Here is a 14,252-nt window from a genome sequence, read left to right as displayed (position 1 = left end):
CAGCAACCCTCTCCGCGTCCGCTTCGGCGCGGCGGTCGTCCTTGATGCGCTATTTCCGCCATCCGGGCTTCCTGATCGGCGTGATTTTGCTGACCCTGCTGCTGATCGTGGCGGTGGCGGCCCCCTGGATCGCCCCGATGTCGCCGCTTGAGACCGACCTCGCCAACACGCTGGCTCCGCCCTCGGCCGCGCATCTCCTGGGCACCGACCAGTTCGGGCGCGACGTGCTGTCCCGCCTGATCTGGGGCACCCGCATCTCGCTCCAGGTCGCCGTCGCGGTGATGGCGCTCTCGCTGTCGCTGGGGATGGTGATCGGCGCCGTCGCCGGCTTCTTCGGCGGCTGGGTCGAGCGGGTCACCGTCTCGATCATCGACATCCTGCTGGCCTTCCCCGGCTTCCTGCTCGCGCTGGCCCTGGTGGCGGCCCGCGGCTCGTCGCTGGAATCGGTCATCATCGCGGTGGCGCTGGCCTTCACGCCGCGGGTCGCTGCGGTGATGCGGGCGGTCGTCCTGACCATCAAGCCGCGCACCTACGTCGAGGCGTCGCGGGCCATCGGCATGGGCACGATGCGGCTGCTGTTCCTGCACGTCGTGCCGAACAGCCTGCCGCCGGTGATCGTGGTCGCCACGGTCAGCGCCGCCACCGCCATCCTGGCCGAAGCGGGCTTGAGCTTCCTCGGCCTCGGCGTCCAGCCGCCGGCCCCGACCTGGGGCAACGTCATCGCCGACGGGCAGAGCTTTCTGGCCTCCAACCCGCTGATCTCGCTGTCGGCGGGGATCTGCATCGCGGTGATGGTGGTCGCCCTGAACCTGCTGGGGGACGGCCTGCGCGACACGCTCGACCCGCAGATGCGCCGCTCCTCCGGGCGCGTGCTGTGAGAATGCCCATGCCAAATCACCCCATGCCCAACCTTCATCCCGTGGCGCCGACGGCTCCCATCGCCCCCGCCACGGCCCCCCGCCCGGTCGCGCTGGAGCTGCGCGACCTGACCACGGTCTTTCCCGGCGACGACGGGCCGGTCACCGTCATCGACGGCGTGTCGCTCGCCGTGCGGGCCGGCGGCACGCTGGCGGTGGTCGGCGAGTCCGGATCGGGCAAGTCGATGACCTTCCTGTCGGCGCTGGGCCTCGTCGCCACGCCGGGCCGCGTCCGCCGTGGCGAGGTGCGGATCGACGGGACCGACATCCTGCACCAGCCGCCGGAGCGGCTGCGCCGCCTGCGCGGGGCGGTCATTTCGATGATCTTCCAGGACCCGCTGACCGCGCTGAACCCCGTCTTCACCATCGGCGAGCAGATCGTCGAGGTGCTGCGGGCGCACCAGCGCATCGGGCGGGCCGCCGCCCGCGCCCGCGCCATCGAGCTGCTGGCCCGCGTCCAGATCCCCGACCCGGCCCGGCGGGTGGACGACTACCCGCACCAGCTCAGCGGCGGGCAGCGCCAGCGCGTGCTGATCGCCATGGCCATCGCCCTGTCGCCCAAGATCCTGATCGCCGACGAGCCGACCACGGCGCTCGACGTGACGGTGCAGGCGCAGATCCTCGACCTGCTCGCCGACCTCCAGGCGGAGACCGGCATGGCGCTCGTGCTCATCACCCACGATCTGGGGCTGGTCGCCAAATACGCCGACGACGTGGCGGTGATGTACGCCGGGCGGCTGGTCGAGACCGGCTCCATGGAGGAAGTCTTCACCAGGCCCCGCCACCCTTACACACGCGCGCTGTTCCGCAGCATCCCGCGGCTCGACGGCCCGGTGGACGAGGAGCTTCCGGCCATCGAGGGCCAGCCGCCCAACGTCGCCCGCCTGCCGCCCGGCTGCGCCTTCGAGCCGCGCTGCACGGTTGGCCACGGGCGGGCGGACTGCTGCACACGGCGCCCCCTGCCGCTGGCCGGCGACCGCTCCGGCCACCGCAGCGCCTGTTTCCACGAAGACCTGCCCGACCGGAAGGAGGCCACACGATGAGCGACACCCTCTCCGCAACGCCTCCGGCCCTGGAACTCGTCGACGCCACCCGCGTCTTCACCCGCCGCGGCGGCCTGTTCAAGAAGGCCGGCAAGGCGGTGCGGGCGGTGGACGGCGTGTCGCTGACCATCCGCGCCGGCGAGACGCTGGGGCTGGTCGGCGAGAGCGGCAGCGGCAAGAGCACGCTGGGCCGCCTCGCCCTCCGTCTGGTCGAGCCGACCAGCGGGCGGCTGCTGGTCGACGGGCGCGACGTGACCGGCGTGTCCAAGGCCGAGATGCAGGCGATGCGGCGCGACATCCAGATGGTCTTCCAGGACCCCTACGGATCGCTCGACCCCCGCGTCACCATCGGCCAGAGCATCGCCGAGCCGCTGAAGGTCCACGGCCTGTGGGACGGCGACGGGCCGCAGAAGGTCGCCGGGGTGATGAGCCTCGTCGGGCTCGACCCCTCGCACGCCGACCGCTACCCGCACCAGTTCTCCGGCGGCCAGCGGCAGCGCATCGGCATCGCCCGCGCCCTGACGCTCGATCCGAAGATCCTGGTGCTGGACGAGCCGGTGTCGGCGCTCGACGTGTCGATCCAGGCGCAGATCATCAACCTGCTCCAGCGCATCCAGCGCGAGCGCGGGCTGTCCTACCTGTTCATCGCCCACGATCTGGCGGTGGTCCGCCATGTCAGCCACCGCATCGCCGTGATGTATCTCGGCAAGGTCGTTGAGATGGCGGAGCGCGACAACCTCTACCGCCGGCCGCTGCACCCCTACACCGTCTCGCTGCTGGCGGCGGTGCCCATCGCCGACGTGCGGATGCGCAACCGCCGCCGCACCTCGGTGACGATGGGCGAGATCGGCTCGGCCACCAACGTGCCGCCGGGCTGCCGCTTCCACCCGCGCTGCTACCAGGCGCGGCTGGTCGCGGCGACGGGCGGCGTGCCCACCGAGCGCAGCGGCGACGCCCTGCTGCCGCGCGCCTGCCTGATCGACCAGCCCGAACTGCGCTCCTGTGGCGGCACCGATCGGGTCGCCTGCCACTTCCCCGAAACCCCGGAAACCCGGTCCGAGGTCGCCACGGCGGTCCTTCAGGACATCGGCTATCCCCCCATCCGCCCCATCCCCCTGTAATCGGCCCCCTGCAATCAGCCTGAGGATCACCCCCCATGTTCAGCGTCACCGACGAACTCAAGGACAACTATTCCGGTGTCTTCCAGAACCGGATCGGCTTCGGGCGGAAGGCCGCCGTCATCTCCATCGACTTCATCGACTTCTACACCCAGCCTGGCGCCCCCTTCTTCGGGCAGGGGGTGGTGGATGCGGTGATCGCCAGCGCGCCGCTCTACGCCGCCGCCCGCCGCGCCGGCCTGCCGGTCATCTACACCAAGGTCGTCTATGACGCGGCCGGGACCGAGGGCGGCATGTTCGTGAAGAAGATCCCGGCGCTGCGCGCCTTCACCGCCGACAACCCGCTGGCCGAATTCGACGCCCGCGTGACGCCGGAGCCGCAGGACGTCGTGCTGGTCAAGCATCATTCCTCCGCCTTCTTCGGCACGCCGCTCAGCACCATGCTGCGGGTGATGGAGTGCGACACGGTCATCCTCACCGGCTGCTCGACCAGCGGCTGCGTGCGAGCGACGGCGGTGGACGCGGTGTCCCACGGCTTCCGCGTCATCGTTCCCGCCGAATGCGTGGGCGACCGCCACCAGTCCCCGCACGACTCCGCCCTGTTCGACATGAACGCCAAGTACGGCGACGTGCTGCCGGTGGCGGAGGTGATGGCCTACGTCGAGACGCAGGCCGAGGCCGTGGCCGCATGATCCCGTTCCTCCGTCCCTGACCCCATCCGAACTGTATGGAGCGGTGGCGCGCCCGCGACCGACCGGCGGGCGCGCCCCTGAGCAATCTGCCGACATGATGCCCCTTTCCCATCCCCTCCAGTGGTGCCTGCTGGTGGGGGCGACCCTCCTGTTCACCGCCCTGTTCATGGTGGCCGGCCTTCCCGGCGCGACGCTGCTCGGCCCCATGGCGGCGGCGATCCTGCTGGGGGTGCGCGGCGCCTCCATCGAGCTGCCCAAGCGCTTCTCCTGGCTGGCCCAGGCGCTGACGGGCGGCGTCGTCGCCCGCTCGATGGACGTGACCATCCTGCACGACGTGGCGCTGCACTGGTTTCCCATGCTGATGGCCCTGTCCACGATGCTGGCCGGCGCGGTGCTGGTCGGCTGGCTGCTGGAGCGGTCGGGCCGCTTTCCCGGCGGCACCGCCCTGTGGGGGACCATGCCGGGCGCCGCCCCGGCGATGATCGCCATGGCCGGCGATTTCGGCGGCGACCCGCGCTTCGTCGCGGTGATGCAGTATCTGCGGGTGATCGTGGTCGTCGTCCTGGCCTCGCTCGTCTGCCATTTCCTGCTGGGCAGCGTCCCTGTACCGATCGCCGTTCCCGGCGCCGTCCCTCCACCGTCCGCCTCCGTCGCCTCGACGCTGGCGCTGGTGGGGGTCGCGCTGGCCGGCGGCTGGGCCGGCACCGTGACGCGGCTTCCGGCGGGCGCGCTGCTCGGCCCGATCCTGCTCGGCGGCACGCTCAACATGACCGGGCTGGTGGTGCTGGACTCGCCGTCCTGGCTGATCGCCGTCGCCTTCACGATCATCGGCTGGACGACCGGCCTGCGCTTCCGGCGGGAGCTGCTGCGCGATCTGGTGGCGTCGGTGCCGCTGATGCTGCTGTCCACCTTCGGTCTGGTGGCGATGTCGCTCGGCTCGGCTTGGCTGCTGGTCACGCTGACCGGCAAGGACGCGCTGACCGCCTATCTGGCGACCAGCCCCGGCGGGCTGGATTCGGTGACGGTGGTGGCTCTGGGCAGCGCCGCCGACGTGCCCTTCATCCTTACCCTGCAGACGCTGCGGCTGTTCGGGACGATCCTGATGAGCGTTCTGCTTGTGCGTTTCCTGCGCCGCCGATAGAACGCAATCCCTTGCCCCGCCATTTTCCAACCGCCGGCGCCCGAAGCCCCGGCCGGAGGACACCGTGACCCCGTTCAGCGATGAGAAGGCGACCGGGACCTACCGGTCCGAACAGGTCGGCTCCATCATGACCGCCCTGCGCAACCGGGTGCTGGAGGGCAAGCTGCTCCCCGGCACCAAGCTGAAGGAGGCGGAGCTGGCCGCCCAGTTCGGCGTGTCGCGGACCCCGATCCGCGAGGCGCTGGTGGCGGCGGAGCGGGAAGGGCTGGTCACCTACGAGACCAACCGCGGCTACACGGTGCGCCAGTTCACCCGGCGCGACCTTCTGGAAAGCTACGAGATGCGCAGCCTTCTGGAGGGGCACGGCTGCCGCATCGTGGCGGAGCGCGGCCTGCCGCTCGACGTGGAGCGGGCGCTGCGCAACGGCCTCGACCGCGCCGAGGCGCTGATGTCCGGGGATAGCCCGCTGGAGGGGGAGGCGCTGGAGCAGTGGCGCCTGCTGAACCAGCGCTTCCACACCACCCTGATGGGGCTGGTGCCGAGCGGGCTGTTCAACCGCTCCTTCCAGACCGTCTACCGGGTTCCGAAGATCTACGACGTCCTTGAGATGGAAAAGGACGGCCCCACCCTGCGCCAGTACAACGAGGAGCACCGCCGCATCCTCGACGCCATCGCCCGGCGCCAGAGCGGGCGGGTGGAGTTCCTGATGCGGGAGCATCTCCAGGGGCCGTGCGATATGCTGCTCCGCCGGATGGAGGAAACGCCGGGCGAGTGAGGGGGCGTGTCGCTGTGCTGACGGTGCTCCCACCCCGGCCCTCCCCCGCTATCGCAGGGGAGGGGACTTGATTCTCCCTCCCCTGCGATAGCGGGGGAGGGCCGGGGTGGGGGAAAGAACTCCGCCATTTCATGCACTTAGCAACTCTTCATATACGCCCTCTATATTCCACACACCCCACCACCCCCCTCGAATCTATACGCGCTTCGGGCGCAGCCTGATCGTGCCGGACACAGCCGTGCCGGCATCCGATCCACGCTGACGCGCGCCCGGCTCTCCGGACGCGCCCCGGAGGCAACCATGCTGGACATCATCGCTCTGGCGATCACCGCGGCCTTCTTCGCCGCGTCCATCGCCTATGTGCACGCCTGCGACCGCTTGTGAGGGGGGCTGGACCATGTTCGTCGATTACGCGCTCGGCGGCCTCGTCGCCGCCGGGCTGCTGGGCTACCTCGTGTACGCCCTGATCCGCCCCGAACGGTTCTGAGGAGACTCCCATGACCGTCAGCGGCTGGATTCACATCCTGTTCTTCGCCGCCCTCGTGGCCGCCGTGGCGCGCCCGCTCGGCGGCTACATGACGCGGCTGTTCAACGGGGAGCGCACGCTGCTCTCGCCGCTGCTCGGCCCCGTCGAGCGCGGGCTCTACCGCCTCGCTGGGGTGGACGCGAAGGCGGAACAGCATTGGGTGACCTACGCGGTCGCCATGCTGCTGTTCAACGTCGCCGGCCTGCTGCTGCTCTACGCGCTGCAGCGCCTCCAGGGCGTCCTGCCCCTGAACCCCACGGGCATGGCGGCGGTCCCCGCCGATCTCGCCTTCAACACCGCCGCCAGCTTCGTCACCAACACGAACTGGCAGAATTACGGCGGCGAAAGCACGATGAGCCACCTCGTGCAGATGGCCGGGCTGACCGTGCAAAACTTCGTGTCGGCGGCGACCGGCATCGCGCTGGCCGTGGCGCTGGTCCGCGGCTTCACCCGCAGCGGGGCGCGGACGGTCGGCAATTTTTGGACCGACCTGACCCGCGGCACGCTCTACCTGCTGCTGCCGCTCAGCCTGCTCTACGCGCTGTTCCTGGTCTGGCAGGGCGTGCCGCAGACGCTGGCCGGGACGGTGGACGCCACCACGCTGGACGGTGTCAAGCAGACCATCGCGCTCGGCCCCGTCGCCTCGCAGGAGGCGATCAAGATGCTGGGCACCAACGGCGGCGGCTTCTTCAACGCGAACTCCACCCATCCCTTCGAGAATCCGAACGCCCTGACCAATCTGGTGCAGATGCTGTCGATCTTCGCCATCGGCGCCGGTCTGACCAACCTGTTCGGGCGCATGGCCGGGGACGAGCGGCAGGGCTGGGCCATCCTGGCGGCTATGGGCCTGCTGTTCGTCATCGGCGTCGCCGTCGTCTATTGGGCGGAGGCCCAGGGCAACCCGGCCTTCGCCGCCCTCGGGCTGGACAACGCCGCCGGCAACATGGAGGGCAAGGAGACCCGCTTCGGCATCGCCATGAGCGCCCTGTTCGCCGCGGTGACCACGGCGGCCTCCTGCGGCGCGGTCAACGCCATGCACGACAGCTTCATGCCGCTGGGCGGCATGGTGCCGATGGTCAACATGATGCTGGGCGAGATCATCGTCGGCGGCGTCGGGGCCGGTCTTTACGGCATGCTGCTGTTCGCCATCGTCACCATGTTCGTCGCCGGGCTGATGGTCGGGCGCACGCCGGAGTATCTGGGCAAGAAGCTTGAGGCGAAGGAGGTCAAGATGACCATGCTCGCCGTGCTCTGCCTGCCCTTGATGATGCTGGGCGGCACCGCCTTCGCCGTGGTGCTGGACACCGGCCTCGCCTCGCTCGCCAACGCCGGACCGCACGGCTTCTCGGAGGCGCTCTACGCCTACGTCTCGGCGGCGGCCAACAACGGCAGCGCCTTCGGCGGGCTGTCGGGCAACACGCTCTGGTACAACCTGACGCTGGCCGCCGGGATGCTGGTGGGCCGCTTCCTGGTCATCGTGCCGATGCTGGCGGTCGCCGGCTCGCTTGCCGCCAAGACGCGCAGCGCGGCCTCGGCCGGCACCTTCCCGACCCATGGCGGCCTGTTCATCGGGCTGCTGGCCGGGGTCATCCTGATCGTCGGCGGTCTGACCTTCTTCCCGGCGCTCGCCCTCGGCCCGGTGGCCGAGCATCTGGCGATGCGCGCCGGCCTCCTCTTCTGACCGGGGACCATCCATGGACACCCATTCGAAAACCGCCACCCGGACTCCAGCCTCCACGCTGCTGGACCCGGCCATCCTCCTGCCCGCCGTTGCCGGCTCCGTCCGCAAGCTCGACCCGCGGCTGATGGCCCGCAACCCTGTGATGTTCTGCGTGGAGGTGGTGGCGGCGCTGACCACGCTGCTGTTCCTGCGTGACCTGCTGACCGGCGCCGGGGGGATCGGCTTCTCCCTGCAGATCGTGCTGTGGCTGTGGTTCACCCTGCTCTTCGCCAACTTCGCGGAGGCGGTGGCGGAGGGCCGCGGCAAGGCCCAGGCGGCCAGCCTGCGCCGCACCCGCACGGAGACCACCGCCAAGCGGCTAGCGGGCGCGGGTTGGGAGAGCGTTCCTGCCACCCTCCTGAAGCCCGGCGACCTCGTTCTGGTGGAGGCGGGCGACCTTATCCCCTCCGACGGCGAGGTGGTGGAGGGCGTGGCCAGCGTCAACGAAGCCGCGATCACCGGCGAATCCGCCCCGGTCGTCCGTGAATCCGGCGGCGACCGCTCGGCGGTGACCGGCGGCACGCAGGTGATCTCCGACTGGATCAGGGTGCGGATCACCGCCGCCCAGGGCAACACATTCCTCGACCGCATGATCGGGCTGGTGGAGGGCGCGCAGCGGCAGAAGACGCCCAACGAGATCGCGCTGAACATCCTGCTGGCCGGCATGACGGTCATCTTCGTCATCGCCGTGGCGACCATCCCCAGCTTCGCCGCTTATGCCGGCGGGTCGGTCGGGGTGCTGGTCCTGGCGGCCCTGTTCGTGACGTTGATCCCCACCACCATCGGCGCGCTGCTGTCGGCCATCGGCATCGCCGGCATGGACCGGCTGGTGCGCTTCAACGTGCTGGCCATGTCGGGGCGGGCGGTGGAGGCGGCGGGCGATGTGGACACGCTGCTGCTCGACAAGACCGGCACCATCACGCTGGGCAACCGCCAAGCGGCGGAGTTCCTGCCGATCTCCGGCGTGGCCGACCGCGACTTGGCCGACGCCGCCCAGCTCGCCTCGCTGGCCGACGAGACGCCGGAGGGCCGCTCCATCACCGTCCTGGCGAAGGAGAAATACGGAATCCGCGCCCGCGACATGGCCGGTCTGCACGCCCGCTTTGTGCCCTTCACCGCCCAGACGCGGCTGAGCGGCATCGACAGCGACGGCGTGACCATCCGCAAGGGTGCGGTGGACGCGGTGCTGGCCCATGTGCGGACCCTCGGGCACGGCACCGCCGCCCAGGACAACACGGTCACCGCGCTGCGCTCCGATCCTGCCCTGGAGGCGGCGGTGCGCGAGGTGCAGGCCATCGCGGAGCGCGTCGCCAAGTCCGGCGGCACGCCGCTGGCCGTCGCCCGCGACGGCAGGCTGCTCGGCGTCATCCACCTGAAGGACATCGTCAAGGGTGGCATCCGGGAGCGCTTCGCGGCGCTGCGCAAGATGGGAATCAAGACGGTGATGATCACCGGCGACAACGCCATGACCGCCGCCGCCATCGCGGCGGAGGCCGGGGTGGACGATTTCCTGGCCCAGGCGACGCCGGAGATGAAGCTGCAGCTGATCCGCGACGAGCAGGCGCGGGGCAAGCTGGTCGCCATGTGCGGCGACGGCACCAACGACGCCCCGGCGCTGGCCCAGGCCGACGTCGGCGTGGCGATGAACACCGGCACCGTCGCCGCCCGCGAGGCCGGCAACATGGTGGACCTGGACAGCGATCCGACCAAGCTGATCGAGATCGTGGAGATCGGCAAGCAGCTGCTGATGACGCGCGGCGCCTTGACCACCTTCTCCATCGCCAACGACGTGGCGAAGTATTTCGCCATCATCCCCGCCATGTTCCTGGCCTTCTACCCGCAGCTGGGCGCCTTGAACGTGATGGGGCTGGCCAGCCCGGAGAGCGCCATCCTGTCGGCGATCATCTTCAACGCGCTGATCATCGTGGCGCTGATCCCGCTGGCGCTGCGCGGCGTCGCCTACCGCGCGGTGGGCGCGGCGCGGCTGCTGCGCCGGAACCTGCTGATCTACGGGCTGGGCGGCCTGATCGTGCCCTTCGTGGGGATCAAGCTGATCGACCTGATCGTCAACGCCATCGGCCTCGTGTGAGGAACCCGCCATGATCAAGGAACTGCGTCCCGCCCTCGTCATGATCGCCGCGCTGACCGTGGTGACCGGGCTGGTCTACCCGCTGGCCGTCACCGGCATCGCCCAGGCCGTCTTCCCGCATCAGGCCAACGGCAGCCTGATCGAGCGGGACGGGACGGTCGTCGGCTCCGCCCTGATCGGCCAGAGCGTGACGGGGGAGGGCTACTTCCATGGGCGCCCCTCCGCCACGCTGGGGCCGGACCCGTCCGATCCGTCGAAGAGCGTGCCGGCGCCCTACAACGCCGCGGCCTCCGGCGGCTCCAACCTCGGCCCGACCGCCCAGGCGCTGGCCGACCGGGTGCGCGCGGAGACGGAGCGGCTGAAGGCCGAGAATCCGGGCGTTCCGGTACCGGTCGAGCTGGTGACGACCTCGGCCAGCGGCCTCGACCCGCATCTGTCGCCCGCCGCCGCCGACTTCCAGGTCCCCCGCATCGCCCGCGCCCGCGGCCTGACGGAGGCCCAGGTCCGCGCCCTGGTCACCCTGAACACCGAGCCGTCGCCGCTGGGACCGCTGGGGGAGCCGGTGGTCAACGTGCTGCGCCTCAATCTCGCCCTCGACGCCGCCACGGCGACGCATTAGCTGAAGATCAACAGGCGGCCCCGCCCATTCTCCCGCATGAGCGGGGAGGGGACGGGGCCGCCGATCCGTTCCGAAAGCCGCCCCCGATGCCGAACGACCGAACCGCCGCCGCTGCCCGGCCTTCGCCCGAAGCGCTCCTGCGCGAAGCGGCGCGGGAGGGGCGCGGGCGGCTGAAGCTGTTCCTGGGTGCGGCCCCCGGCGTCGGCAAGACCTACGAGATGCTGCTGACCGCCCAGGCCAAGCGGCGCGACGGGGTGGACGTGGTGGTCGGCGTGGTCGAGACCCATGGCCGGCGCGAGACCGGGGCGCTGCTCGCCGGGCTGGAGGTCATCCCCCGCCGCAAGATCGACTACAAGGGGCGCCGGCTCGACGAGATGGACCTCGACGCCATCCTCGCCCGCCGACCCGCCATCGTGCTGGTGGACGAGCTGGCCCACACGAACGCTCCCGGCAGCCGCCACGCCAAGCGCTACCTCGACGTCGAGGAGATCTTCGCCGCCGGGATCGACGTCTACACGACGATGAACATCCAGCATGTGGAGAGCCTGAACGACGTCGTCGCCCGGATCACCCGCGTCCGCGTGCGCGAGACGGTGCCGGACTCGATCGTCGACCGCGCCGACGACATCGAGGTCATCGACATCACGCCGGACGACCTGATCCAGCGGCTGAAGGACGGCAAGGTCTATGTCCCGCGGACCGCCGAGCGGGCGATCCGCCATTACTTTTCCCCCGGCAACCTGACGGCGCTTCGCGAGCTGGCGCTGCGCCGCACCGCCCAGCGGGTGGACGAGCAATTGCTGACCCACATGCAGGCCCACGCCATCGCCGGTCCCTGGGCGGCGGGGGAACGGCTGCTGGTCTGCGTTAACGAGGACCCGGCCTGCGCCGCCGTCGTCCGCTACGCCCGCCGTCAGGCGGAGCGGCTGCGCGCCCATTGGACCGCGCTGCACGTCGAGACTCCGCGCAGCCTGCGCCTGAGCGAGGCCGAGCGCGACCGCATCGCCGACGCGCTGCGGCTGGTCGAGAAGCTGGGCGGCGAGGCGGTGACCATCCCCGGCGGCGACGTTGCCGGCGCGGTGATCGAGTATGCGCGGACCAACAACGTCGCGCACATCGTCATCGCCAAGTCCCACCGCGGCCCCTGGGCGGAGCTGCTGCGCAGTTCCATCGCCCTCCGGCTGATCCGGCAGGCCGGCGGCATCAGCGTTCATGTCATCGCCGACGACGCCGAGGAGCCGATCCCGCCCAAGACGGTGCGCACCGCGGCCCCCCGGCGCCCGGCGCTGTCCTGGTGGCCCTACGCCGCGGCCACCGGCTATGTCGCCCTGGCGCTGGGCGTCGGGCACTTGCTGCATCTGATCTTGGATGTCGGCAACATCGGGCTGGTGTTTCTGACGGCGGTGCTGGCCAGCGCGGTGACCGGCGGGCTGGGGCCGTCGCTCTACGCCTGCGTCGCCAGCATCCTGGCCTTCAACTATTTCTTCCTGAACCCGCTCTACACCTTCTCCATCGCCGATCCGGAGAACATCGTCGCGCTGTTCTTCTTCGCGGTGGTCGCGGTGATCGCCAGCAACCTGACCGCCCGCGTGCGCGCCCAGGCGGTCACCGCCCGCCTGCGCGCCAAGACGACGGAGGATCTCTACGGCTTCAGCCGCAAGCTGGCCGGCGTGGTCACCATGGACGACCTGCTGTGGGCGACCGCCCACCAGATCGCGGCGATGCTCAAGGTGCATGTGGTCCTGCTGCTGCCCGACGGCGACACGGTGTCCGTCCGCGCCGGCTACCCGCCGGAGGACGAACTGCGCGAGGCCGACCTCGCCGCCGCCGTCTGGGCGTGGGAGAACAACCGGCCCGCCGGGCGCGGCTCGGACACGCTGCCCGGCGCCAAGTGGCTGTTCCTTCCCCTGCGCACCGGTCGCGGCCCGGTCGGGGTGGTCGGCATCGACACCGACACCGCCCGCACCGGCAAGCCCGGCGCCCTGCTGACCCCCGACCAGCGCCGCCTGCTCGACGCGCTGACCGATCAGGCCGCGCTGGCCATCGAGCGCGTCACCCTGGCGGAGGACGTGGATCGCGCCCGTCTGGCCGCCGAGACGGAACGGCTGCGCTCGGCCCTGCTCACCTCGATCTCGCACGACCTGCGGACCCCGCTGGCTTCCATCCTGGGGTCGGCGACCAGCCTGACCGCCTACGGCGCCGGGATGGACGAGGCGTCGCGCCGCGACCTCGCCGCCACCATCCAGGAGGAGGCGGAGCGGCTGAACCGCTTCATCGCCAACCTGCTGGACATGACGCGGCTGGAATCGGGGGCCATCCGCCCGCGCACCGGCCCGGTCGATCTGGCCGAGACGGTGGGCAGCGCCCTGGAGCGGGCGGGACGCATCCTGGCCGCGCACCGGGTGGACGTCGATCTGGCCGCCGACCTGCCGATGCTGGAGGCGGACGACGTGCTGTTCGAACAGGTTCTCTTCAATCTGCTGGACAACGCGGCCAAATACGCGCCAACAGGGTCGCGGATCGAGGTCGGGGCGTTGCGGGAGGGCGGTCGGGTGCGCATCGAGGTGCGGGACGAGGGCGACGGCATCCCGGCGGCGGATGTCGAGCGGATCTTCGACAAATTCTACCGCGTCCAGGCCCAGGACCGGCAGCGCGCGGGGACCGGGCTGGGGCTGGCGATCTGCCGCGGCTTCGTCGAGGCGATGGGCGGCACCATCACCGCCGGCAACCGCAGGGACCGCTCCGGCGCCGTCTTCACCCTGACCATGCCCGCCGCCGCGGCTTTGCCCGGCCTCGAGGAGCCCGGCCTTGAGGAGGAGGGGGCGCCATGAGGTCGGACTCCCTGCCGCTGCGCGTCCTGGTCGTCGACGACGAACCGCCGATCCGCCGCTTCCTGCGCACCACCCTGACCGCCCAGGGCTACGACATCGCCGAGGCGGAGGACGGGGCGGGCGCGCTGGAGGCGGTGCGGCGGCGTCCGCCGGACCTGCTGGTGCTCGACCTTGGACTGCCGGGGATCGACGGACTGGAGGTGATCCGCCGCCTGCGCGCCGACGGGGTGGCCGCCCCGATCATCGTCCTGTCCAGCCGTGCCGACGAGGCGGGCAAGGTGGAGGCGCTGGACCTCGGGGCCGACGACTATGTGACCAAGCCCTTCGGCATGGACGAGCTGCTGGCCCGCATCCGCGCCGCCCTGCGCCACCGCCTGCAGCGGCAGGGGGAGCGCCCGCTGTTCCGCAGCGGCGACCTCGCCGTCGATCTGGTCCGGCGGATCGTGACCGTCCGCGGCGCCGAGGTGAAGCTCTCGCCCCGCGAATACGACCTGCTGCGCCTGCTGGTCGCCCATGCCGGCAAGGTTCTGACCCACCGCTTCATCCTGAAGGAGGTCTGGGGCGCCGACACCGACGTGCAGTATCTGCGCATCTACATCCGTCAGCTCCGCCAGAAGATCGAAGCGGAACCGGAACGCCCCCTGCACATCCTGACCGAGACCGGCGTCGGCTACCGTCTGCGCGCGCCGGATTGATTCCGCCCCCACATCCGATGCAACCCACCGCTGCACGCTAAACCTGCTGCGCCGTGGTTGGATTCGTGCGACAGAATCCCCAGGGC

12 protein-coding genes are annotated in these 14,252 nt (G+C 70.8%); all 12 read left to right on the top strand.

Annotated features, from left to right (window positions below; genetic code table 11):
* Nucleotides 1–44: 44 nt before the first annotated feature.
* The 12 genes from JJL56_RS21270 to JJL56_RS21215 all read left to right on the top strand — a co-directional run bounded on the left by JJL56_RS21270 (nucleotide 45) and on the right by JJL56_RS21215 (nucleotide 14,166).
* Nucleotides 45–878, top strand: a complete 834-nt coding sequence (locus tag JJL56_RS21270) for an ABC transporter permease (protein WP_014242070.1) — start codon at nucleotides 45–47, stop codon at nucleotides 876–878.
* 8 nt (nucleotides 879–886) lie between these two features.
* Nucleotides 887–1,960 (top strand): ABC transporter ATP-binding protein, encoded by a 1,074-nt coding sequence (locus JJL56_RS21265; protein ID WP_282188940.1) that lies wholly within the window; start codon nucleotides 887–889, stop codon nucleotides 1,958–1,960.
* Entirely contained in the window at nucleotides 1,957–3,081 is a 1,125-nt protein-coding gene (locus tag JJL56_RS21260; protein ID WP_200486182.1) for an ABC transporter ATP-binding protein, read from the top strand. Before JJL56_RS21265 ends, JJL56_RS21260 begins: the two co-directional genes overlap by 4 nt.
* Nucleotides 3,082–3,116: 35 nt before the next feature.
* A complete protein-coding gene (locus JJL56_RS21255; RefSeq protein WP_145624844.1) occupies nucleotides 3,117–3,770 on the top strand; it encodes an isochorismatase family protein in 654 nt (217 codons plus the stop codon).
* A 94-nt stretch (nucleotides 3,771–3,864) separates the two neighbouring features.
* On the top strand, nucleotides 3,865–4,911 hold the full coding sequence (locus tag JJL56_RS21250) for an AbrB family transcriptional regulator (protein WP_200486181.1): 1,047 nt from the start codon (nucleotides 3,865–3,867) through the stop codon (nucleotides 4,909–4,911).
* Nucleotides 4,912–4,975: 64 nt separating this feature from the next.
* A complete protein-coding gene (locus JJL56_RS21245; protein ID WP_345772617.1) occupies nucleotides 4,976–5,686 on the top strand; it encodes a GntR family transcriptional regulator in 711 nt (236 codons plus the stop codon).
* Nucleotides 5,687–6,083: 397 nt separating this feature from the next.
* Nucleotides 6,084–6,173: a K(+)-transporting ATPase subunit F gene (locus JJL56_RS21240; protein WP_014242079.1), complete on the top strand. Its 90-nt coding sequence runs from the start codon at nucleotides 6,084–6,086 to the stop codon at nucleotides 6,171–6,173.
* A gap of 10 nt (nucleotides 6,174–6,183) precedes the next feature.
* Entirely contained in the window at nucleotides 6,184–7,893 is a 1,710-nt protein-coding gene (gene kdpA / locus JJL56_RS21235) for a potassium-transporting ATPase subunit KdpA (RefSeq protein ID WP_200486180.1), read from the top strand.
* Between the two features lie 13 nt (nucleotides 7,894–7,906).
* On the top strand, nucleotides 7,907–10,021 hold the full coding sequence (gene kdpB, locus JJL56_RS21230; protein ID WP_200486179.1) for a potassium-transporting ATPase subunit KdpB: 2,115 nt from the start codon (nucleotides 7,907–7,909) through the stop codon (nucleotides 10,019–10,021).
* A gap of 10 nt (nucleotides 10,022–10,031) precedes the next feature.
* Entirely contained in the window at nucleotides 10,032–10,640 is a 609-nt protein-coding gene (locus JJL56_RS21225; RefSeq protein WP_200486178.1) for a K(+)-transporting ATPase subunit C, read from the top strand.
* A gap of 86 nt (nucleotides 10,641–10,726) precedes the next feature.
* A complete protein-coding gene (locus JJL56_RS21220) occupies nucleotides 10,727–13,471 on the top strand; it encodes a sensor histidine kinase (RefSeq protein WP_200486177.1) in 2,745 nt (914 codons plus the stop codon).
* The gene (locus JJL56_RS21215) at nucleotides 13,468–14,166 is read left to right on the top strand and encodes a response regulator (protein WP_200486176.1); all 699 of its coding nucleotides are present in this window, start codon (nucleotides 13,468–13,470) and stop codon (nucleotides 14,164–14,166) included. The genes JJL56_RS21220 and JJL56_RS21215 overlap by 4 nt, the downstream gene beginning before the upstream one ends.
* The last annotated feature ends 86 nt before the right edge of the window (nucleotides 14,167–14,252 follow it).

This window comes from Azospirillum aestuarii (assembly GCF_016632405.1).
Classification (GTDB): Bacteria; Pseudomonadota; Alphaproteobacteria; order Azospirillales; family Azospirillaceae; genus Azospirillum; species Azospirillum aestuarii.
The sequence above is the reverse complement of the archived record's forward strand: the minus strand, read 5'-3'. Positions and strand labels throughout refer to the sequence as shown.

Excerpts from the sequence above, each read along its gene's own strand:
- JJL56_RS21265 (WP_282188940.1), top strand. The coding sequence starts at position 887 with ATGCCAAATCACCCCATGCCCAACCTTCATCCCGTGGCGCCGACGGCT.
- kdpA (WP_200486180.1), top strand. The coding sequence starts at position 6,184 with ATGACCGTCAGCGGCTGGATTCACATCCTGTTCTTCGCCGCCCTCGTG.
- JJL56_RS21250 (WP_200486181.1), top strand. The coding sequence starts at position 3,865 with ATGATGCCCCTTTCCCATCCCCTCCAGTGGTGCCTGCTGGTGGGGGCG.
- JJL56_RS21260 (WP_200486182.1), top strand. The coding sequence starts at position 1,957 with ATGAGCGACACCCTCTCCGCAACGCCTCCGGCCCTGGAACTCGTCGAC.
- JJL56_RS21240 (WP_014242079.1), top strand. The coding sequence starts at position 6,084 with ATGTTCGTCGATTACGCGCTCGGCGGCCTCGTCGCCGCCGGGCTGCTG.
- kdpB (WP_200486179.1), top strand. The coding sequence starts at position 7,907 with ATGGACACCCATTCGAAAACCGCCACCCGGACTCCAGCCTCCACGCTG.
- JJL56_RS21215 (WP_200486176.1), top strand. The coding sequence starts at position 13,468 with ATGAGGTCGGACTCCCTGCCGCTGCGCGTCCTGGTCGTCGACGACGAA.
- JJL56_RS21225 (WP_200486178.1), top strand. The coding sequence starts at position 10,032 with ATGATCAAGGAACTGCGTCCCGCCCTCGTCATGATCGCCGCGCTGACC.
- JJL56_RS21255 (WP_145624844.1), top strand. The coding sequence starts at position 3,117 with ATGTTCAGCGTCACCGACGAACTCAAGGACAACTATTCCGGTGTCTTC.
- JJL56_RS21220 (WP_200486177.1), top strand. The coding sequence starts at position 10,727 with ATGCCGAACGACCGAACCGCCGCCGCTGCCCGGCCTTCGCCCGAAGCG.
- JJL56_RS21270 (WP_014242070.1), top strand. The coding sequence starts at position 45 with ATGCGCTATTTCCGCCATCCGGGCTTCCTGATCGGCGTGATTTTGCTG.